Below are 20,012 nucleotides of genomic sequence, written 5' to 3' on the forward strand. Positions count from 1 at the left end.
CTTTGGGCCCGTATAAGGTGCTCTATCGCTTCTTCCTTGACGCGATAGCTATCCTCAATAGCGCGGTCGGCGCGCTTGAGCAGATCGTCCATCGCACGTAAAAGCCATGCGGAATGGATTGTTCCTATCGGCCCGGGGCGTTCCTAAAGTCCGTTGCGGGTCATCCGCGACCGGGTCGAGCCAGTAGCAAGTCCGGCCCAGTCCGCTGTGCCGCCGAAAGCGGAAGTCAATTCAGAGCATTAGCGACACGGCACGGGGCGTTGCCAGTTGATGGCGCTGCCCGAGACGTGATTCAAGCTCCGAAAACCGGAGCCTCGGAGCATGCGCGGCGAACTCAGCGACTACGAGTGGACCGCCATCAAACCGATGCCGAACAAGCCGCGCGGTGTTCGGCGTGCAAATGACCGTCGCGGGCATACGGCAAGTAAGACCGCCTCAGCTGGCGGCCTATTCTCATCCAGCGCACGATTAATTTCCTAGCAGTGGCACAAACTGCACTTCGGTCGCCAGTCATCCCGAGCTAGATTTCAACCCCACGCAGGGGTTGTATCATGACTAGTGAGCTACTTTATAGGGCGAGCATTGTAGCGTTGGGGCTGAGCCCCATCGCTCTGGTTGCCATCGTTCTATTTGTTTGAGATCGAGACCGCCCCAGTTTGATGGCCTCTTTCACTTTGCGCGTAACGCGCAACTTCACCGTAATCGACGGTGGGCGCTCTTGGGAGCGCTCCAAAGAAGCAGCCCCAGCGAGGCGACTGGCTGGGGCCGATTTCCCGTGGATTCGTCCATGCGCTGTGGGCAGGTAGTCAGCAATGGACGTTGCGGTAACCGGGATCCACGTCGGCCGTTCCTATCCAAAGAAATGGCCCCGGCGAGGGGGTACACGCTGAGGCCAAGGCGGTTGGATCAATCCATGAGATGACAGGTTCATCACATAAACAGGACGCCGACAACAGGACGCCGACGCCTACGATGAGCGCTACGAACGATATCGCCGCCAACGCCATAAAGGTGTACTCGACGCCATCGTAGTGACTGAGCCTGAACATGGCGCCCAGTCTGCGCCCGGTTCCGAGCCACCGCATTCGCATAGGCAAGTCAGCGAACTGCCTAACGGCAAAAGAAACGGCCCCAGCACCCTTGGAGGTGATGCTGAGGCCGCTCCTCATTCCATTGCTTGCCGAGCCGCCGCGTCGGTAATCGGGCTAGCCCCTCTGGGCCTGAAAAAATTGTCCTTAATGAAACCGCCTTGCCCAGTGCGGGAATGATCGAATCAAAGCGTGTGCCAGTCAATTAACTTGAGTGAATCAAAGGTAAACAAATCGTCCGGATGCTTAACGGTCGGGGTGTCCTGGTCCGCGCTGCGTGCTAGGACAGCACCATCTATCGAGAGAGCAAGAGCCCTCACCCGGATTGCACTGGACGATGCTTCGCATCGCCAGGCGCAATCCGACCTCTCCCCAACGGGATAGGTGAACCGAGAGCGCGCCAAGCCAATCCAACCAAACCCATCCCGCTCTAGCAGACGCCGAGGAGATGGCTAGCTGACCTTGCGCAAGCCGGCGGATTTGCGTGGCGAATATGGCTTTGCCGCCAGCGTGTCCGTGATGAAGTCGATAAACCGCCTCACCTTCGCCGGCACGTGGTTACGCGAGGCGTAATAGACGTAGAGCGGAAAACACTCGTCGGGCCAGTCCGGAAACAGCTCGATCAGCGCGCCGCTCCTCAGGTGATCGTCGAGGCCGAGATCGATCACCTGCGCGATGCCGAAGCCGGCCAGGCAAGCGCCGAGCTTGGTTCCTGAATCGGTTACGGTGAGCCGCCCGTTGACCGCGACCGGCACGACCTCGTTGCCGCGCCGAAACTCCCAATCGAAGGGACGCCCGGTCGCCGCATCGATTGCATGGATGCACTGATGGTCGCGGCTTGCCAGCTCGCGCGGATCAAGCGGCCGGCCGTGTCGTTCGAGATAGATCGGCGAGGCCACGGTGAGCACGCGCGCATCGAGCACGCGGCGCGCAATCAGCGCCGACGGCACCGGCTCGCCGAAACGCACCGCCAGATCAAAACCGTCGCTGACCAGATCCGCGATCCGGTCGCGGGTCTCGATACGCAGCTCCATGCCTGGATTCTGCAGCAGGAACTCGCTCAGCTTCGGCGACAGCACCATGCGGGAGAACAGCGGGTCGACATTGACCCGCAACCTGCCGCGGACCGCATCGCGCGATTTCGAGGTCTCCGCCGCCGCTTCGCCGATCCCGGCCAGATGCGCAGCAACCCGCTCGCACAGCGCGCGTCCTTCCTCGGTGAGCTCGACGGCGCGGCTCGTGCGGTGAACCAACCTGGCATCGAGGCGCGCCTCGAGCTTGGCGATCGCCTTGCTGACCCCGGATTGCGTCATGCCGAGCCGTTCGGCGGCCCGGCCAAAACTGCGCGCATCCGCCAGCGCCGCGAGGACCACCAGGCCGCCAACCAGCCGACCGTCAACTTCGTCCATGCCGATGCCCTTCAGTCATCCAAGAGATGACCGCCCAGTCGTAGCACTCCGCCGCCATATCGGCCACTGTCGGCGCAGATCACCGGTTCGATCCGGTGCGGTCACCGCCACATCAACCGCCAAGGAGATTTTGCAATGAGCGACATCCAGGCCATCGCATCCGCGATCGATGGATATTTCAACCTGATGTACGACGTCGACGATAGCCGGTTCCGCGACGTCTTCTCCGATGCCTGCATCGTGCACGGCATCCGGGACGGCAGGCACACGGTGCGGTCGGCCGCCGAATTCCGCGACTTCATCCGCAGCCGTCCCTCGCCGGCGTCGATGAAATCGCCGCGCGAGGAGGCCATCATCAGCATCGACCAGACCGCGTCCGACCTGGCCATCGCCAAGGTGCGCGTCAGGGCCGGCCAAACCGGCTTCATCGATCATCTGGTGTTTCATCGGATCGACGGCCGGTGGCTCATCACCACCAAGGCGTTTCACGTCGCGCAGGTCTTTCCGGCGGGATCGTAACGCACTCACGGCCGACTTTCGGAATATTAGAAATATGACACTGATTTGCCCGACGTGTCAAGCTGCCTGGTCGAGCGCCGGCCGCCACCGGCTCCTTTGCATGGGGTTGTTTTCGATATTTTTGGCAGCGCGCCCCTGCGAGGCCCGGGAGTAGCCATGCGGCGAAAGGCTGCTCCCGGCACGGCTTCCGCGGCCATGGCGGCCGGGTTAGCTTCGGCCGCAATGGGCCTGTTCAGGGCCTGCGCGGGGGGACGACGACATGATCATGGGATTGAGACGATACTGCTGCCTGGCGGCCGCAGCCACCGCCGCGCTTGCGGCGATATCCGGGGCGGCACTTGCCCAGACCTATCCCACCCGCAACATCACGCTGGTGCTGCCGTTTGCCGCCGGCAGCGGCACCGACACCACGACGCGGCTGATCTCCAAGGAGCTCGGCGTTGCGCTCGGCGTCGGCATGGTGATCGACAACCGGGCCGGCGCCAACGGCTCGATCGCGGCGAACTATGTCGCCCGCTCCGCCCCCGACGGCTACACGCTGTTCGTCACCACGAACACGACGCACTCGGCCAATCCGTATCTGCTCAAGACCATGAACTACGATCCGATCAAGGATTTCACGCCGATCGCGCGCACCGGCGACCTGCCCTTCATGCTGGTGATCCATCCGGACATCCCGGCGAACTCGGTCGCCGAGCTGATCGCGCTCGCCAAGAAGGAGCCGGGCAAGTACAGCTACGCCAGTGGCTCGTCATCGGCGAGCGTCTCCGGCGCGACCTTCGCGCGCCTCGCCGGCATCGACCTGCTGCATGTGCCCTACAAGAGCTCACCGCCGGCACTGACCGACGTCATCGCCGGCCGCATCTCGATGATGTTCATCGACGTGCCGACCGGGCTGCCGCACGTCAACGCCAAGGTGCTGAAGCCGCTCGCCGTCACCACCAAACGGAAGTCGGCACTGCTGCCGGACCTGCCGACGATGGACGACACCGTGAAGGGCTTCGATATCACCTCCTGGCAGGGCTATCTCGGCCCCGCCAACATGCCGAAGGACGTCGTGGTCAGGCTGAATGCGGAGATCCGCAAGATCGTCGAGCGGCCGGACATCAAGAGCCAGCTCGCCGAGCGCGGCATGGAGGCATTCTCCGGCACGCCCGAGGAGTTTGAGGCATTCCTCAAGGAGCAGCTCGTGCTGTGGGAGAAGCTGATCGCCGACGCCGGAATCGAGAAGCAGTAGGCCCCGGTCGTTGCGAGCGAAGCGACGCGACGAAGTCTGCCAACTCCGTCATCCTGAGGAGGCCGCAACGCGGCCGTCTCGAAGGATCGACGGCCCCACTGGTGGCCGTGCATCCTTCGAGACGCGCGCAAGAGCGCGCTCCTCAGGATGACGGGGGATGCGGAATCGTAGGGTGGCGTAGCGTCGCTACCCCACCCTACGCGGCTCGCTTACGCCGCGCGCACCTTTTGCAGGAACTCGTCGACCGCGTTGCGCAGCATGCCCGATTGCGTGTCGAGCTCGCGGGCATTCGACAGCACGTCGCCGGCCGCGGTGCCGGTGGCGGCGGCCGCTGACGTGACGCCGCCGATATGGGCGGAGATCTCGCTCGAGCCGGCCGCGACCTGCTGGATGTTGCGCGCGATCTCGCGCGTCGCATCGCCCTGCTGGTCGATCGCGGTCGAGATCGAGGCGGTGATCTCGCTCATCTGCGCGATCGTCGCTGTGATGCCGCCGATCGAGGTCACCGCCTCGCCGGTGGACGCCTGCATCGCGGCGACCTGCGCCGAGATCTCCTCGGTCGCCTTCGCGGTCTGGTTGGCCAGCGCCTTCACTTCGGAGGCGACCACCGCGAAACCGCGGCCGGATTCGCCGGCGCGTGCCGCCTCGATGGTGGCGTTGAGCGCGAGCAGGTTGGTTTGGGCTGCGATCGAGTGAATCAGCTTGACCACCTCGCCGATCTTCTCGGCGCCGGTGGAGAGCGCCTGCACGGTCGCGTTGGTGCGCTCGGCATCGGCCACCGCCTGGCTCGCGACCTCGCTGGAGCGCGCCACCTGGCGGGAGATCTCCGCAACCGAGCTGGAGAGCTCCTCGGCGGCAGCGGCGACGGTGCCGACATTGTTGGAGGCGCTGTCGGACGCAGCGCCGACGGTCGCGGCCCGCGCGCTGGCGTCGCTTGCGGTCGCGGTCATCGACTGCGCCGTGGTCTGCATGCCGGCGGCGGCGGAGGCCACCGTGCGGACGATGCCGTTCACGCTGCGCTCGAAATCGTTGGCGATATTCTCCATCGCACCACGGCGCTCGGCCTCCGCGCGTGCTTTGGTCTCGGCCTCGGCCTGTTCCAGGCCGCGGATGCGAACCGCGTTGTCCTTGAAGACCTGAACCGTGGCCGCCATTCCGCCGACCTCGTCACCGCGGCCGACGCCGGGGATGTCACCGTCGAGCTTGCCGTCGGCGATGTCGCGCATGCGAGCGCCGAGGAGGTTGAGCGGACGGGAGATGCTGCGGCCGATCAGCCAGGCGACCGAGCCGGAAACGATGCCGATGCCGAGGATCGCGAGGCCGAGCAGCCAGGCAATCGGCCGCATCTTGGCATCGATATCGTCGAGATAGGCGCCGGTGCCGAGATACATATCGAAGCCGGGGACCGCGACGGCGTAGCCGAGCTTGCGGATCGGCGTCTCCTGGCCGGGCTTCACATAATCATAGAACAGCAGGATCTCGCCCTTGGCCTTCACGCCGTCCATCAGTTCCTGCGAGAGCTTGCGACCATTGGTCACGATGTCCATGCGATTGGTTCCGACCTGCTTCGGATCGGGCGCCAGCACCGTGATGCCGCTGTAGTCGGTGCCGAACAGATAGCCGGCGCCGTTGTCGTAGGTCAGGGTGTTGGCGCGCTTGCCGAACTCGGCCAGTGCCGCTTCCTTGGTCAGCTTGCCGGCGTCGACATCCTTCTTCAGGCCCGCCGCCATGTTCTTCGCCATCTCGACGATGGCCTTGGCCTGGTCGATGCGCGCATTCATCATCTCCCGCTGCATCAGGTGACCGGCGAGGATGCCGGCCGTGCACAGGCCAAGGAGGGTCACCCCCACCAGAATGCCGAGCTTGGGGGTGATCTTCAGATTTGACAGCTTCACGGGGGTCTCCAGAAGAGGCGGGGAACGCGACGCGATTGGCGGATTGATTCCGCGCACCGTAATGTGAGACCCTTTACCTGATGGTTACGGAGGTTCCCCGTAGAAGCCCGGAGAATCAGGCCGCGGACCAACCGGCAATTGTGGAGAGAACAGCGCGGCTCGCGTACAAGCATGGGAAGGCGGCGACCCAGCCGCGCTCCAAGAAGCAAGAAGAATCAAGATCAAGAAGCAAACCAGCAAGAAGCAAGAACAGCAGACTCACATCGGGAGCAGACAATGTCGAAATTCAGGGTGGTCACGCCGAAGGGCGCGAGCTTCACGGTCGCCGGCGGCGGCTACGATTATGAGCGCGAGGCGCTCGATCCGATCGGCGCCGAGATCGTCGAGGCGCCGGCCAACGAGGCCGAATTCATCGCGGCGGCACGCACCGCGGACGCGATCTACGCCAAGGGCATGCCGATCACCAAGGCGGTCATCGACGCGCTCGAGAACTGCAAGGTGATCACGCTCGGCAGCGTCGGCGTCGACTCGGTCGACGTCAAGGCCGCGACCGCCCGCGGCATTCCTGTCACCAACATCCCCGACACCTTCATCGAGGAGGTCGCCGATCACGCCATGATGCTGCTGCTCGCCGGCTTCCGCCGCCTGATCGAGCAGGACAAGATGGTGCGCACCGGCCGCTGGGCCGAGGGCCGCCCGGCGCTTTTGAAGATTCCGCGGCTGATGGGCCAGACGCTCGGCTTCATCTCGTTCGGCCGGGTCGCTCGCGCTGTGGCCAAGCGCGCCGCGCCGTTCGGCCTCAGGATGGTGGCTTACGATCCCTTCATCCAGGAAACCCTGATGTACGACCACGGCGTGATCCCCTCGACGCTGTCGGAGGTGCTGTCTCAGTCGGATTTCGTCTCGATGCACGCCCCGGCGCGGCCCGAAGTGCACCACATGCTGACCGAGAAGCATTTTCGCCAGATGAAAAAGTCGGCGATCTTCATCAACACCGGCCGCGGCGCCACGGTCGACGAGGAATCGCTGATCAAGGCGCTGCAGGAGGGCTGGATCGCCCACGCCGCGCTCGACGTGCTGGAAAAGGAGCCGCCGTCGCACAACAATCCGATGCTCGGGATGGACAATGTTACCTTGACCGCCCATGTCGCGTCGGCGTCGGCACGTTTTGACGAGGCGCGCAAGCGCCGGGTGGGCTACGAATTGTCACTAGTGCTGCAAGGCATGTGGCCGGTAAGCTGCGTCAACCCGTCGGTGCTGCAAAACACCGCGTTGCGCCGCTGGCAGCCCGTCAGCATGGATCGCGGTCCGAACAGCTAGGGCGGGAATGCGTTTTTCGTGCGGGGCCCGTCTCTTGCGGGCCCTTTGCGCGGCAGGCGCCGAGACCAAGACACCTTCACCGGCGGCCAAACGCCGGGAAGGAAAAAACAACGAAACAATAAGAACGGGAGTGCGAACGACATGAAGTACGAGATCACGCGTCGCGACGCGCTGGTGCTGGGGGCTTCCGCGGCGGCGCTGGCGGTTACCGGCGCTTCGGCGCAGGAGGCGTCGAAGGTGAAGGCAGCCGACGTGGCGGCGCCGTCGCTGCCGATCGAAAAGGACGCCACCTTACGCATGCTGCGGCCGGTGCGCTTCGTCCAGGCCGACGAGGACGTGTTCCGCGCCAATGCCAAGAAATTCACCGACAAGACCGGCGTCGACATCAAGGTCGACTTCGTCGGCTGGGAGGACATCAACCAGCAGACCGCCGTGACCTCGAACTCCGGCGCCGGCCCCGACATCATCATCGGCTTCGGCGACGCGCCGCACATCTATATCGACAAGCTGATCGAGCTGACCGATGTCGCCGACTATCTCGACAAGCGCTATGGCGGATGGCTCACGCTGGCGCGCCGATACGGCATGCGCTCGAAGTCGAAGAGCTGGGTCGGCCTGCCGTTCGGCGCCTCGGGCGGCCCGCTGGTCTACCGCAAGTCGCTGGTCAACGCCGCCGGCTTCGACAAGGTGCCGGAGGACCACGCCGGCTTCCTCGAACTCTGCAAGAAGCTGAAGGCGGCCGGCAAGCCCGCGGGCTTCGCACTCGGCAACGCGGTCGGCGACGGCAACGGCTTCGCCAACTGGCTGTTGTGGTCGCACAACGCCGCGCTGCTCGATGAGGAAGGCAACATCATCATCAACAGCAAGGAGACGATCGCGGCGCTGAAATATCTGAAGGAACTCTATCCGACCTTCATCGCCGGCACCCCGTCCTGGAACGACGTCTCCAACAACCGCGCTTACTCGTCGCAGGAGATCGGCCTGACCGCAAACGGCGTCTCGCTGTATTTCTCGCTGAAGAACGATCCCGCGACCAAGGCGATCGCCGACGACACCGCGCATCAGTTCCTGATCAAGGGGTTGGCTCCCACCTCTCCGATGTCCGGCCTGACCTTGAACGCAATGGTGTTCAAGCACAGCAAGTATCCCAACGCCGCGAAGGCGTTCTTGCAGTTCATGCTCGAGCACGAACAGTACGAGCCGTGGCTCAACGCCAACTCCGGCTACTGGTCGCAGCCGCTGGCGGCCTATGCCGACGCCGCGGTGTGGTCGAGCGACCCCAAGGTCGCGATCTTCAAGGACACGATGCGGAGCCCCTACTACAACGGCTACAAGGGGCCGATCTCGACCGCGACCGGCGCCGTCAACGCCGACTATGTGCTGGTGCAGATGTGCGCCTCGGTCGCGACCGATGCCGCAACGCCCGAAGCCGCAGCCGCCGAAGCCGAACAGCGCGCCAAGCGGTACTTCCGGCGGCAGGGCCGGTAAGATCGACCTCAAGCCGCTGTCATTCCGGGGCGATGCGTAGCGTCGAATCCGGAATCTCGAGATTCCGGGTCTGGTGCTAACGCACCATCCCGGAATGCCCCTGGAAGTCGGACCGAGACAAGAACCTGATGTCTGTCACCACCCTCCCCTCACGCAGCGCGGCGCTGCACCAGCCGGGCTGGCTCGCGCGCCTGTTCGACTACAAGCCGTTCCTGATCGTGATGTGCCTTGCGCCCGCGATCGGCCTGCTGCTGGTGTTCCTCACCTATCCGCTGGGCCTCGGCATCTGGCTTGCCTTCACCGACACCACGATCGGCCAGCGCGGCATCTACATCGGACTTGAGAACTTCCAGTATCTGCTCAAGGATCCGTTGTGGTGGAACGCGGTGTTCTATTCGATCTTCTACACCGCGATCGCAACTTTCGGAAAGTTCGCGCTCGGCTTCTGGCTGGCGCTGCTGCTCAACAACCATTTCCCGTTCAAGAGCCTGATCCGCGCCATCGTGCTGCTGCCGTGGATCGTGCCGACGGTGCTCTCCGCGCTGGCGTTCTGGTGGATCTACGATCCGCAGTTCTCGATCATCTCCTATCTCCTGGTCGACGTGCTGCACTGGCGCGACAGCAATGTCGACTTCCTCGGCTCGCCCTGGCCGGCGCGGTTCTCGCTGATCGCCGCCAATATCTGGCGCGGCATCCCGTTCGTCGCGATCTCGCTGCTGGCGGGGCTGCAGACCATCTCGCCCTCGCTCTACGAGGCGGCGATGCTCGACGGCGCCACCTCCTGGCAGCGCTTCCGCTACATCACCTTCCCGATGATGATGCCGATCCTGGCGATCGTGATGACGTTCTCGATCATCTTCACCTTCACCGACTTCCAGCTGGTCTACGCCATCACCCGCGGCGGCCCGGTCAACTCGACCCATCTGCTCGCGACACTGGCGTTCCAGCGCGGCATCGCCGGCGGCGAACTCGGCGAGGGTGCCGCGATCGCCGTCTCGATGATCCCGTTCCTGGTGTTCGCAACATTGTTCAGCTACTTCGGCCTCGCGCGCCGCAAATGGCAGCAGGGAGAAGCCAATGACTGACGTTGCAGCCCAATCCTCCAACGTCGCCAGCGCCACGCCCGATACGATGGCGTGGGACTCCCGCGCCCGGCGCGTGGTGATGATCTATCTGCCGCTCGCCTGCTTCATCCTGATCCTGCTGTTTCCGTTCTACTGGATGGCGGTCACCTCGTTCAAACCGAACGCCGAGCTGCTGAACTACAAGGAGCACAATCCGTTCTGGATCACCTCGCCGACGCTCGCGCATATCAAGCATCTGTTGTTCGACACGGCCTATCCGCGCTGGCTGAAGACCACCATGCTGGTCGCGATCGGCTCGACCTTCCTGTCGCTGTTCGCCTCGACGCTCGCCGCCTACGCGATCGAGCGGCTGCGCTTCCGCGGCAGTCCCTATGTCGGCCTCGGCATCTACCTCGCCTATCTGGTGCCGCCGTCGATCCTGTTCATTCCGCTCGCCACCGTGATCGTGCAGTTCGGCCTGTTCGACTCGCCGCTGGCGCTGATCCTGGTCTATCCGACCTTCCTGGTGCCGTTCTGCACCTGGCTGTTGATCGGCTATTTCAAGTCGATCCCCTACGAGCTCGAGGAATGCGCGCTGGTCGACGGTGCGACGCGGTTGCAGATCCTGTGGCGGATCACGCTGCCGCTCGCGGTGCCCGGCCTGATCTCGGCCGGCATCTTCTCCTTCACGCTGTCCTGGAACGAGTTCATCTACGCGCTCGCCTTCATCCAGAGCGGCGCCAACAAGACGGTGCCGGTCGCGATCCTGACCGAGCTCGTCACCGGCGACGTCTACCAGTGGGGCGCGCTGATGGCCGGCTCGCTGCTCGGCTCGCTGCCGGTCGCGCTGTTCTACTCGCTGTTCGTCGACTACTACGTGTCGTCGCTGACGGGGGCGGTGAAGGAGTAACTGGGCACAGGTACGCGCAATTCGCTCTATCTCCGTCATCCTGAGGTGCGAGCTTTTTCGGCGACCCTCGAAGGATGCACGGCCCCGCCGGTGGCCGATTCATCCTTCGAGGCTCGCTCCGCTCGCACCTCAGGATGACGGGGAAGGAAGCGCGGCCTGGATCAACAAGAATCTGACACTACCGCAGCACAAACGCGACCGGCACGGAAAAACCCATCGAGCCTTGCGTGATCTCGGACGGAAACGCCGGAAACGGCTGGGCCTGGCGCACCATCGCCAGCGCGCGCGCGTCGAAGGTCGGATTGCCGGAGGAGCCGCCGAGATGGCTCGACAGCACCTGCCCGCCGCGGCCGAGCGTGAACACCAGGCGGACCACCCCGCGCTGGCCGTTGCCGCCTGCGGGATAGGAATGGAAGCGCAACAGATGCGCGCGGACGCGGGCGTTATAAGCGGCGATCGCTGACGCGGCCGCGCCGGCACTGATCGCGGACGCAGCCGGCGCCTGCCGTTCGGCGCGGCTTGGTGCGATGGTGCGCGGTGCCGGGGTTGCCTCGGACGGCTGCTTTGCTTCCCGACGAACCACTTTCGGCTTGACCGGTTCGACCTTCGTCTCCGGAACGACTTTCGCGGGCTCGGGTTTCGGCGGCGTGATCTGCTGCTTCTGTTCCGGCGGCGCGACGACGTCGGGCTTCTCCTGCATCGGCGTCGGCGCGATCTCCTGCGGCACTGGCTGCGCGGCGGCAGGCTCCGGCGGCGACGCGTCGGCCTCCTGCATCGCCGGCCCCGGCGGCAGCTCGGTCTCCGAAATCTCCGGCGCCGAGGTGATCGGCGTCAGATCGACCAGCACCGCCGGCACCGCAACGCCGGGCGGCGGCGCCGGGACCCAGCTCGTGCCAACCGCGAGCACTGCCGCATGCGCCGCCAGGATCGCAGCCACCGACAGGCCCCAGCGCCGCAGCCAGATCTCGTCGCCCGCATCATGAAGCGCGTACGCATTCATGGATCAGCTACGCCCGTCGAGGCCAACCAGCGCAATCTTGAGATAGCCGGCGTTGCGCAGCAGGTTCATCACCTCCATCAGATCGCCATAGCTGACCGCCTTGTCGGCGCGCAGGAAGATGCGCTCGTCCTTCCTGCCTTGTGTGGCGCCATCGAGCGTCGACGTCAGCGTCTCGCGCGCGATCACGTCCTCGCCGACCGCGACGGAGAGATCGGACTTCACGGTGACGAACACCGGCTTGTCCGGCCGCGGCTGCGGCTCGGCGGTCGAGGCCGGCAGATCGACGCCGAGATCGACGGTCGCGAGCGGCGCCGCCACCATGAAGATGATCAGCAGCACCAACATCACGTCGATGAACGGGGTGACGTTGATCTCATGCGCCTCGACCAGATCGTCGTCGCCACGACGCCGGCCGCCGAATGCGCCGCCAGTGCCAAGCTTCGCGCCCATCGCCTACTCCGCAGCGCGTGCCAGCCGGAACAGGCTGCGATCGCCCTCGCGGCTGACCAGCAGCATCACCATGGCGGAGGCGTCGCCGAGCAATGCGCGGTAGGACGCGATCGAACGGGTCAGGTGATTGTAGATCACGACCGCCGGGATCGCGGCGACCAGGCCGAGCGCGGTCGCAAGCAGCGCCTCGGCGATGCCGGGCGCGACCACCGCGAGATTGGTGGTGTGGGCCTCGGAGATGCCGATGAAGGCGTTCATGATGCCCCATACCGTGCCGAACAGGCCGACGAACGGCGCGGTGGCGCCGATCGTCGCCAATACGCCGGTGCCGCGCGCGATCTGCCGCGACATCGCCGCCTCGACCCGCTCCAGCCGCAGCGCGGTGCGCTCCTTGAAGCCGTCGTCGAACATCCCGCCGGACAGCGCAGCCTCGCGCGAGGCCGATTGCACGATCTGCGCTACCGCATCGCTGCCGTCGCGGCTCGCCTGCTCGACCTCGGCAAGCTGGGTGTCGCGCTCAAGGAGGCCGATCCGCTGCCGGGCGAGCGCGGTCTTGCGGCGGATCTCGACGGTCTTGGCGAGCCAGACCGTCCAGGTGACGAGCGAGGCGAAGGCGAGCCCAACCATCACCGCCTTCACGACGATGTCGGCGCTTTCGAACATGCCCCAGGGCGAGAGGTTGCGCGGCAGCAGTGCGGCGTCGGATGCGGCAAGGCTACTGCTTGGGAGAGATGCAGTCACGACCGCAATCAACTGGACGACGATTGATAGCTGGCTACTTCTGCCAAACGTGCGAATTAGCATACTCACCTCCAACCGCATCTCACCTCGCCCCGCCTGCGGGGAGAGGTCGGATCGCATCGCAAGTTGCGAGCCGGGTGAGGGGGACTCTCCACGAGCACGGTGCCCGGAGGGTCCCCTCACCCCGACCCTCTCCCCGCAAGCGGGAGAGGGAGAAGAAATCTTCAGCCCGCGTTCGGTGCGAGGCGGTCCGCCAGCGCATGAAAGCGCACCAGCTGATCGCTACGCAGCGCGCGCGTCTCGTCGCGGCCGACGAACACCTTGAACATGATGCCGCCGTCGCGATTGATGAAGGCGATGAACGCCGACACCTTGCCCATGAAAGGCCGCTCGACGAACGCGATCGCCGCGCAGCGATCGTGCCTCAGATGGCCGTGCAAGCCCTTCGGCTGCATCAGGTTGAAATAGCCGCGACCGACCGCGCCGTTCGGAATGGCGCCGGTGAACTCGAAGATCGCGTCATCGGTATGCACGATCAGCGTCACCTCGCCCCACTCCGCGATGTCCTGCATCGCGGCGGCAAATTCACCGGCGCCGATCCGCACCATGCTCTCGGGGAGCGCCTCGAGCACCGCGCGCGGCGTCACCTTGCGCTCGCGCGCGACGTCCTCGATGACCGTGCCGGGATTGTCGGCCATATAGGCCTTCAATCCCGCAAGCTCCGCGTTCTGCACGGCCGTCTCCGTCATGCCGGGCTCTTCGCGCGCTCGGTGATCAGCACCTCAAAACCCTCGAATTTGGGATGGCCGAGATAGAGGCTGCCGCCGGTCTCGTTGCCGGCGCGCGAATGGGCGCGGCGGAACGCATCGGATTTCGTCCAGTCCTCGAACGCCGCCTTGCTGGCCCAGACGGTATGGGTCGCATAGAGCGTGTGGTCCTCGGCCTCGGGTCCCTTCACCAGATGAAATTCGATGAAGCCCGGCAGATCGCCGAGATAGGATTCGCGCGTCTTCCAGACCGTCTCGAACGCCTGCTCCTTGCCCTTGATCACCTGGAACCGGTTCATTGCGATGAACATGAAAACTCTCTCCTGTTTGACGGCGGATGCCCGGATCCTGCCGGTTGATCTCGTTAATAACATGAACGCGCCAAGGAATACGCCAAGGCCGCGCTGGGGGCACCAGCGCGGCCGGAGCAACCTGGATGGAATGATCGGCGTCTCGCGTTACGCTCCACCTAGGTGAATCCTGAGTCCGGCCTTGTAAACGGTGCCCGGACCGGGGCTCGAGAACAGCACGTCGTTCTGCGTCGTGCCGTCGGTCGAGGAGCCCGGGATCGCATAAGGCCGGTAGTACTGGTTCAAGAGGTTGTCGACCGATGCCGTGAAGGTGATGTCCTTGGTGGCGTTCCAGGTCAGATAGAGGTTGACGAGCTCGTAGCCGGTCGAGGGCAGATAGCCCGCCGGCAGGTCGTTGTTGGCGCCGAACGAGGACCATTGCGCGGCAACGATCAGCGAACGGTCGAGCAGGCGGACGCCGCCCGTCGTCGTCACCTTGCGCGGCGTGATGGTGGCGAGCCCGACATTGGTCTGGGTGTTCCGGCCGCGCATCAGATGGCCGGCGACGCCGACGAACCAGTCGCCTGCATCATACATCGTCTCGAGCTCGAAGCCCTCGATGCGGGCGTGGGCGATGTTCTGGTACTGGTAGAACTGGCTGAACCGCCCGAACGGCGTCAGGGTCGGCGCCGAGGCGACGAGGTCGATATAGCCGTCGACGTCGTTACGGAACACGTTGACCTTGCCGCGGAACGAGTCGCTCGCGGTGAAGATGCCGTCATATTTCAGGTTGATGCCGGCTTCCTTGTTCTTGCCGACCTCCGGCCGCAGCGCTGCATTGGGCAGGAAGCAGAACAGGCCGCTGGTGCCGTCAGGGCAGTTGAACAGCGCCGGCCCGCCGCCGGTGGCGTGGCCGCCCGCGATCAGCGTCTCGGTGATGGACGGCGCGCGATAGCCTTCGGCATAGCTCGCATAGGGCGTGAAGCCGGCAACCGGCGTGACGCCGAGCGTGATCTTCGGCGACAGCCGGTCGCCGCTGGTCGTGGTGTTGATCGAATTGAGTTCGTAATGGTCGTAGCGGACAGCGCTGATCAGCTCGAGCCAGGTCGAATAGTTCTGCTTCAGCTGCACGAAGCCGCCGGACACGGTGCGCTGGCCGCCCGGCGTCGTGATGTTGGAATTGCCGCGCGAATCGAACGTCTCGACATCGTCGCGGAAGGCGTCGAAACCGTAGGTCACGGCGTTGCGCCAGTCGCCGAAATTGAAGCGCGAGGTGTTGTTGACGTCGACACCAACCGTATCCAGCAAATAGCCGCGCTTGTCGCCGACGCAGCCGGAGATGTTGTTGCCGGGATTGGCGAGCGTGCAGACCCCGCCGCCGGTGGTGATGCGGTTGCTGTAGGTCTTGACCTGGTCGTTGTCGGTGCGGTTGCCGTAGACCGAGATATTCCAGTCGAACAGCATGTCGTCGGGCTTGGAATATCGCCAGCTCAAGGTGCCCGTGTAGTTCTTGGCGTCGGAGGCATAGACCGAGGAGCCCGCGATCGCGGCGAGCGGTGCCGCCGCCGTGGTCGGGCCGCGGTTCGGCTGACCGATATTGTATTGGTAGTCCTGGAAGATGCCGCCGATCTTGAACTCGTGGCCTTCGGCCGGGCGGAACGTCACCTTCATCAGGCCGGCCGCGATATCGTTGCCGGTGTTACCGATCTCGGTGCCCGCGCCGTCCTTGTAATTGCCCTGGGTGCGATAAACCGCGCCGCCGAACACATCGACATTCGGATCGACGCGTACACCGCCGAACACGGAGCCCATGCCGCGGTCCTTGTTGGTGCCGTAGGACCCCGACATGTCGACACCCCAGCGCTCACCGGGACGCACTACGTCGTCGATGTCCTTGGTGCGGAATGAGACCACGCCGCCGATCGCGCCGGAGCCGTAGATGTTCGCGGTCGGGCCGCGCACCACGTCGACGCCGCCGATCAATTCGGGATCGAGGAAGAACGAGCCGTTGGCGTTGTGGCCGGTGCGCTGATAGTTCTGCCGCGCGCCGTCAACGACAACAGCGACACGGCCGAAATCCTGCAAGCCGCGGATGTTGATGACGGTTGCCGGATCGTCGCCGCGCTCCTGAACCGAGACGCCGGGCACGTTATAGAAAATATCGGAGAGCCGGTTCGGCTGCAGGCCCTGGATCTTCTCCAGCGTGACGGAGCTGACCGGCGCCAGCGCATCGATCGCGCGCTCCTCGGTCTTGGAGGCCACCGCCGTGATGGTGTCGAGCGATTGCACCGGCACCGCGCCGATCTGCGCGCGCGCATTCATCGCCGCCGACGCCGCCTGAGCTTCGGCCGCCGGCTTCGGCTTCCGCTTGGCCTGCTTCAGCCGCTCGGTAGAAGGATGCGCAGCCGACGGATCGGCGGTCTGCGCGAAACCGCGTTCCGGCAGTGCTGCCGCAAATGAAAACACCGACGCGCCCAAAATCAGGGCGCGCGAAACCCTAGCCCCATCAGCCATTCTAGCCCCAGCCTGATCATCGCTTTTCTGGTTTGGCTGGCGTGCGCTCCGACGAGCGGCTTGCTGGCTACATCGCGATGCAAGTCACCCGCCTGCATCGCGTGAGGATTGGTTACGAGCCGGCAACAAAACGGTCAAGAATGCGGCAGCGCTGTTTATATCGATTGTAAAGTGCCGCCGTTGGAATGCGCCTTCGTCCGCTTATACAAGCAAACACCATTTGAAAATTTTCGCAGGCGCAGCACCACAATATGTCCGCAGCTTCCGAAGACAATATCGACGCAGCCGGAAAGCAGACCGAGCCTGCATCCGGCGCGGCCAAAACGCTGATCATGCGCGGTAATCGTCTCGACAGCCGCGACCTGTTCGCTGCGGAGCGCGAGATCATCATCACGCACGGCGAAGAACATTACCGGTTGCGGCTGACCTCGCAGAACAAGCTGATCCTGACCAAGTGACGGCCCCGATGACAATTTGTCGCACGCTCGCTTTGCTCGCCTTCTCCTGCCTGCTGCCGATCGAAGCCGTGACGGCCGAGGGCATCACCGTGCATGACGCGCGCGACCGCGACGTCGTGATCGACAATCCGTCGCGGATCGTCTCGATCGGCGGCGCGATCACCGAGATCCTCTACGCCCTCGGCTTCGAGGACCGCATCGCCGGCGTCGATGCGACCAGCCTCTACCCGCCGGCTGCGCTGCGCGAGAAGCCCGACGTCGGCTACATGCGTCAGCTGTCGCCGGAGGGCGTGCTTGGCCTGCACCCGTCGCTGGTGCTCGCGGTGCAGGGCTCAGGGCCGAAGGAGACCATGGACGTGCTCGAGGCGGCCAAGGTGCCGCTGGTGCTGGTGCCGGAGACGTTCTCGGAGGCCGGGCTGGTCGAGAAGATCAGACTGGTGGGCCACGCCATGGGCGCCGATCCGCGCGCCGCCTGCCTGACCACGGCGGTGGAGAGCGATCTCGCGCAACTGCGCGCGCTGCGTGCCAAGGTAACGAAGCCGGTGCGCGTGATGTTCGTGATGTCGCTGTTGAACGGCCGGGCGATGGCGGCGGGCCACAAGACCGCGGCGGACGAGATCATCCGGCTTGCCGGCGGCGTCAACGCCATCGATGGTTACGACGGCTACAAGCCGGTCAATGACGAGGCCATCGTGGCGGCGAAACCGGATGTCGTGCTGTCGATCGATCGCGGCAAGGATTCGCTGACGTCGGATGCCGTGTTCGCGCATCCGGCCTTCGCGCTGACGCCGGTCGCGGCCAACAAGGCCTTCATCTCGATGGAAGGCCTTTATCTGCTCGGCTTCGGACCGCGCACCGCGGCCGCGGCACGCGACCTCTCGGTCAAGCTTTATCCGGCGCTGGCGCCGGAGGCCGACTACTTCAAGCCGGCAGCGCTGACCGCGAATTGCCGGCAATGAGCGTGCTGGCCGAACGCCGCCGGCGTGCGAAACGACGGCGCGCCGGCATGTCGCTGCGGCCGGCCGCGACACTCACCCTGCTCTGCCTGCTTGCGGCGCTCGCAGGCACCGCCCTCGTCGCCCTGACGGTCGGGGCTGCCGGCATTCCAATGGCTCGGCTTCCGGCGGCGCTTGGGCTTTGGGCTGATCGTGTCGCCAACCCGCTGCTCGCACGCGACCAGCTCGTGGTGTGGTCGATCCGCATCCCGCGGATCGCGGCGGCGGCGATGGTCGGCGGCCTCCTTGCCGTATCAGGCTCGATCATGCAGGGCCTGTTCCGCAATCCCCTTGCCGACCCCGCGCTGGTCGGCGTCTCCTCCGGCGGCGCGTTTGCCGCGGCGGCCGCGATCGTGTTCACCGACAGCCATCTCGGCGAAAGCCTGCGCTTCCTGCAACACCAGCTGCTGCCGATCGCGGCCTTTGCCGGCTCGCTGATCACGACCGTCGTGCTTTACGGCATCGCCAGCCGCGGCGGCCGGACATCGATCGCGATCTTCCTGCTGGCCGGGCTTGCGATCGCCGCGATCGCCAATGCCGGCATCGGCCTTCTGGTGTTCGTCGCCGACGATCGCCAGCTTCGCGACATCACCTTCTGGCTGCTCGGCTCGCTCAGCGGTGCGACCTGGAGCAAGCTCACGGCGCTGGCGCCGGTGCTGGCGGTCGCGCTGGTCGCCTGCCTCTCGATCTCGCGCGGGCTCGACGTGCTGGTGCTCGGCGAGGCGGAGGCGTTCCACAGCGGCGTCGACGTCGAACGGCTGAAGCGGATCTCGATCGTGCTGGTGTCGGCGATGACCGGGGTCGCGGTCTCGGTCTGCGGCGTGGTCGGTTTCGTCGGCATCGTGGTGCCGCATCTGTTGCGGCTGGTGATCGGGCCCGCGCATCGGCTGCTGCTGCCGGCCTCCGCGCTGCTCGGCGCCATCCTCCTGGTCGGCGCCGACACCGTGGCGCGCACCATCGTGGCACCCGCGGAAATGCCGATCGGCATCCTGACGGCAGCGATCGGCGCGCCGTTCTTCCTCGCTATGCTGCTGCGGCAGCGCGGGCTGGTGTCGCTATGACGGCCCTGCTCGAAGCACAGTCGGTATCGATGACGGTCGGCGGCGCGACGCTGGTCGATGCGGTGTCGCTGCAGATCGGTGCCGGCGAGATGGTCGCGATCGTCGGTCCCAACGGCGCCGGCAAATCGACCCTGCTGCGGATGCTGTCGGGCGACCTGCGCCCGTCGCGCGGAGCGATCAGGCTGAGGCAGCGCGACCTGCAGGTTTACGGCCCGCGCGCGCTGGCGCAGCACCGCGCGATGCTGTCGCAGCACGTCAACGTCACCTTCCCGTTCACCGTCGAGGAAATCGTCAGCATGGGCGCCGGCGAAAGCCCGCGCGCGGTGGCGCGCGCGCTGGTCGAGGCGGCGCTCGACGAGGTCGGGCTCGCGCGTTTCCGTTTCAGGCAATTGCCGACGCTGTCGGGCGGCGAGCAGCAGCGGGCGCATTTCGCCCGCGTGCTGGTGCAGCTCGCCTGCGGCGAAGCGCTGCATGGACCGGGACTGTTGCTGCTGGACGAGCCGACCTCGAGCCTCGATCTGCGGCACCAGATCGACCTGGTCGAAACGGCCCGGCGGCGCGCCGCCCGCGGCACCGCGGTGATCGCGATCCTGCACGACCTCAACCTCGCGATGCGGTTCGCCGACCGCATCCTGCTGCTGCACCGCGGCCGGCTTGCCGTCGACGGCGACCGTACGGCGGCGATGAAGGCCGAGACGCTGCGCGAGATCTTCGAGATCGACGCTGCGATCGCCTATACCGGAGGTGGCGTGCCGTTCCTGCTGCCGCAGACGATGCAGCCGGCGGGCAAGGCGACGTAACGCCGC

Annotated in this window: 18 protein-coding genes; 10 read left to right on the plus strand and 8 right to left on the minus strand. The window is 65.3% G+C overall.

What is annotated here, in order from left to right:
- Nucleotides 1-1,540: 1,540 nt before the first annotated feature.
- Nucleotides 1,541-2,497, minus strand: coding sequence for a LysR family transcriptional regulator (locus tag ACVMB1_RS27705; RefSeq protein WP_076829948.1), 957 nt, complete (start codon nt 2,495-2,497; stop codon nt 1,541-1,543).
- A gap of 135 nt (nt 2,498-2,632) precedes the next feature.
- On the opposite strand from ACVMB1_RS27705, the gene ACVMB1_RS27710 reads away from it, so the two are divergent.
- Together ACVMB1_RS27710 and ACVMB1_RS27715 are read left to right on the plus strand one after the other, a co-directional pair.
- A complete protein-coding gene (locus ACVMB1_RS27710) occupies nt 2,633-3,016 on the plus strand; it encodes a nuclear transport factor 2 family protein (RefSeq protein WP_076829947.1) in 384 nt (127 codons plus the stop codon).
- Between the two features lie 259 nt (nt 3,017-3,275).
- On the plus strand, nt 3,276-4,253 hold the full coding sequence (locus ACVMB1_RS27715) for a Bug family tripartite tricarboxylate transporter substrate binding protein (RefSeq protein ID WP_076829944.1): 978 nt from the start codon (nt 3,276-3,278) through the stop codon (nt 4,251-4,253).
- A gap of 209 nt (nt 4,254-4,462) precedes the next feature.
- Here the strand turns inward: ACVMB1_RS27715 and ACVMB1_RS27720 are convergent, their stop codons facing one another.
- Nucleotides 4,463-6,148 carry a methyl-accepting chemotaxis protein gene (locus ACVMB1_RS27720; RefSeq protein WP_057015598.1) on the minus strand — a complete coding sequence of 562 codons (1,686 nt, stop codon included), beginning with the start codon at nt 6,146-6,148 and terminating at the stop codon, nt 4,463-4,465.
- Between the two features lie 276 nt (nt 6,149-6,424).
- Between ACVMB1_RS27720 and ACVMB1_RS27725 the strand changes: the two genes are divergently transcribed.
- The 4 genes from ACVMB1_RS27725 to ACVMB1_RS27740 all read left to right on the plus strand — a co-directional run bounded on the left by ACVMB1_RS27725 (nt 6,425) and on the right by ACVMB1_RS27740 (nt 10,930).
- Nucleotides 6,425-7,468 carry a C-terminal binding protein gene (locus tag ACVMB1_RS27725; RefSeq protein WP_028340530.1) on the plus strand — a complete coding sequence of 348 codons (1,044 nt, stop codon included), beginning with the start codon at nt 6,425-6,427 and terminating at the stop codon, nt 7,466-7,468.
- Between the two features lie 141 nt (nt 7,469-7,609).
- The gene (locus ACVMB1_RS27730) at nt 7,610-8,956 is read left to right on the plus strand and encodes an ABC transporter substrate-binding protein (protein ID WP_016840581.1); all 1,347 of its coding nucleotides are present in this window, start codon (nt 7,610-7,612) and stop codon (nt 8,954-8,956) included.
- 128 nt (nt 8,957-9,084) lie between these two features.
- The gene (locus tag ACVMB1_RS27735) at nt 9,085-10,041 is read left to right on the plus strand and encodes a carbohydrate ABC transporter permease (RefSeq protein ID WP_076829942.1); all 957 of its coding nucleotides are present in this window, start codon (nt 9,085-9,087) and stop codon (nt 10,039-10,041) included.
- 46 nt (nt 10,042-10,087) lie between these two features.
- A complete protein-coding gene (locus ACVMB1_RS27740; protein ID WP_016840579.1) occupies nt 10,088-10,930 on the plus strand; it encodes a carbohydrate ABC transporter permease in 843 nt (280 codons plus the stop codon).
- 178 nt (nt 10,931-11,108) lie between these two features.
- Here the strand turns inward: ACVMB1_RS27740 and ACVMB1_RS27745 are convergent, their stop codons facing one another.
- The 6 genes from ACVMB1_RS27745 to ACVMB1_RS27770 form a co-directional block, all read right to left on the minus strand.
- Nucleotides 11,109-11,930, minus strand: coding sequence for a TonB family protein (locus tag ACVMB1_RS27745; protein ID WP_076829939.1), 822 nt, complete (start codon nt 11,928-11,930; stop codon nt 11,109-11,111).
- Nucleotides 11,931-11,933: 3 nt separating this feature from the next.
- Nucleotides 11,934-12,380 (minus strand): TonB system transport protein ExbD, encoded by a 447-nt coding sequence (gene exbD / locus ACVMB1_RS27750; protein ID WP_076829938.1) that lies wholly within the window; start codon nt 12,378-12,380, stop codon nt 11,934-11,936.
- Nucleotides 12,381-12,383: 3 nt separating this feature from the next.
- Nucleotides 12,384-13,121 carry a tonB-system energizer ExbB gene (gene exbB / locus ACVMB1_RS27755; RefSeq protein WP_371852156.1) on the minus strand — a complete coding sequence of 246 codons (738 nt, stop codon included), beginning with the start codon at nt 13,119-13,121 and terminating at the stop codon, nt 12,384-12,386.
- A gap of 224 nt (nt 13,122-13,345) precedes the next feature.
- Complete coding sequence (gene hutX / locus ACVMB1_RS27760) at nt 13,346-13,870, minus strand: heme utilization cystosolic carrier protein HutX (protein ID WP_244558898.1); 525 nt, start codon at nt 13,868-13,870, stop codon at nt 13,346-13,348.
- Nucleotides 13,867-14,199, minus strand: coding sequence for an antibiotic biosynthesis monooxygenase family protein (locus tag ACVMB1_RS27765; protein ID WP_021080657.1), 333 nt, complete (start codon nt 14,197-14,199; stop codon nt 13,867-13,869). Before ACVMB1_RS27765 ends, hutX begins: the two co-directional genes overlap by 4 nt.
- 147 nt (nt 14,200-14,346) lie before the next feature.
- Nucleotides 14,347-16,692: a TonB-dependent hemoglobin/transferrin/lactoferrin family receptor gene (locus tag ACVMB1_RS27770; RefSeq protein ID WP_141342807.1), complete on the minus strand. Its 2,346-nt coding sequence runs from the start codon at nt 16,690-16,692 to the stop codon at nt 14,347-14,349.
- A gap of 251 nt (nt 16,693-16,943) precedes the next feature.
- Here ACVMB1_RS27770 and ACVMB1_RS27775 point away from each other — a divergent pair, with 251 nt between their 5' ends.
- From ACVMB1_RS27775 to ACVMB1_RS27790, 4 genes are read left to right on the plus strand one after another with little or no spacing between them, the layout of a single operon-like run.
- Nucleotides 16,944-17,150, plus strand: a complete 207-nt coding sequence (locus tag ACVMB1_RS27775) for a hemin uptake protein HemP (protein WP_076829930.1) — start codon at nt 16,944-16,946, stop codon at nt 17,148-17,150.
- A gap of 8 nt (nt 17,151-17,158) precedes the next feature.
- Nucleotides 17,159-18,109: a heme/hemin ABC transporter substrate-binding protein gene (locus ACVMB1_RS27780; protein WP_076829927.1), complete on the plus strand. Its 951-nt coding sequence runs from the start codon at nt 17,159-17,161 to the stop codon at nt 18,107-18,109.
- Nucleotides 18,106-19,206, plus strand: a complete 1,101-nt coding sequence (locus ACVMB1_RS27785; protein ID WP_076829924.1) for a FecCD family ABC transporter permease — start codon at nt 18,106-18,108, stop codon at nt 19,204-19,206. Before ACVMB1_RS27780 ends, ACVMB1_RS27785 begins: the two co-directional genes overlap by 4 nt.
- Nucleotides 19,203-20,006: a heme ABC transporter ATP-binding protein gene (locus ACVMB1_RS27790; RefSeq protein WP_076829921.1), complete on the plus strand. Its 804-nt coding sequence runs from the start codon at nt 19,203-19,205 to the stop codon at nt 20,004-20,006. Before ACVMB1_RS27785 ends, ACVMB1_RS27790 begins: the two co-directional genes overlap by 4 nt.
- Nucleotides 20,007-20,012 lie beyond the last annotated feature (6 nt).

It is taken from the genome of Bradyrhizobium sp. USDA 4504 (assembly GCF_054063995.1).

Coding starts and splice junctions, on each gene's coding strand:
- ACVMB1_RS27705 (WP_076829948.1), bottom strand. CDS start 2,497: ATGGACGAAGTTGACGGTCGGCTGGTTGGCGGCCTGGTGGTCCTCGCG.
- ACVMB1_RS27710 (WP_076829947.1), top strand. CDS start 2,633: ATGAGCGACATCCAGGCCATCGCATCCGCGATCGATGGATATTTCAAC.
- ACVMB1_RS27715 (WP_076829944.1), top strand. CDS start 3,276: ATGATCATGGGATTGAGACGATACTGCTGCCTGGCGGCCGCAGCCACC.
- ACVMB1_RS27725 (WP_028340530.1), top strand. CDS start 6,425: ATGTCGAAATTCAGGGTGGTCACGCCGAAGGGCGCGAGCTTCACGGTC.
- ACVMB1_RS27730 (WP_016840581.1), top strand. CDS start 7,610: ATGAAGTACGAGATCACGCGTCGCGACGCGCTGGTGCTGGGGGCTTCC.
- ACVMB1_RS27735 (WP_076829942.1), top strand. CDS start 9,085: ATGTCTGTCACCACCCTCCCCTCACGCAGCGCGGCGCTGCACCAGCCG.
- ACVMB1_RS27740 (WP_016840579.1), top strand. CDS start 10,088: ATGGCGTGGGACTCCCGCGCCCGGCGCGTGGTGATGATCTATCTGCCG.
- ACVMB1_RS27745 (WP_076829939.1), bottom strand. CDS start 11,930: ATGAATGCGTACGCGCTTCATGATGCGGGCGACGAGATCTGGCTGCGG.
- exbD (WP_076829938.1), bottom strand. CDS start 12,380: ATGGGCGCGAAGCTTGGCACTGGCGGCGCATTCGGCGGCCGGCGTCGT.
- hutX (WP_244558898.1), bottom strand. CDS start 13,870: ATGACGGAGACGGCCGTGCAGAACGCGGAGCTTGCGGGATTGAAGGCC.
- ACVMB1_RS27765 (WP_021080657.1), bottom strand. CDS start 14,199: ATGTTCATCGCAATGAACCGGTTCCAGGTGATCAAGGGCAAGGAGCAG.
- ACVMB1_RS27770 (WP_141342807.1), bottom strand. CDS start 16,692: ATGGCTGATGGGGCTAGGGTTTCGCGCGCCCTGATTTTGGGCGCGTCG.
- ACVMB1_RS27775 (WP_076829930.1), top strand. CDS start 16,944: ATGTCCGCAGCTTCCGAAGACAATATCGACGCAGCCGGAAAGCAGACC.
- ACVMB1_RS27780 (WP_076829927.1), top strand. CDS start 17,159: ATGACAATTTGTCGCACGCTCGCTTTGCTCGCCTTCTCCTGCCTGCTG.
- ACVMB1_RS27785 (WP_076829924.1), top strand. CDS start 18,106: ATGAGCGTGCTGGCCGAACGCCGCCGGCGTGCGAAACGACGGCGCGCC.
- ACVMB1_RS27790 (WP_076829921.1), top strand. CDS start 19,203: ATGACGGCCCTGCTCGAAGCACAGTCGGTATCGATGACGGTCGGCGGC.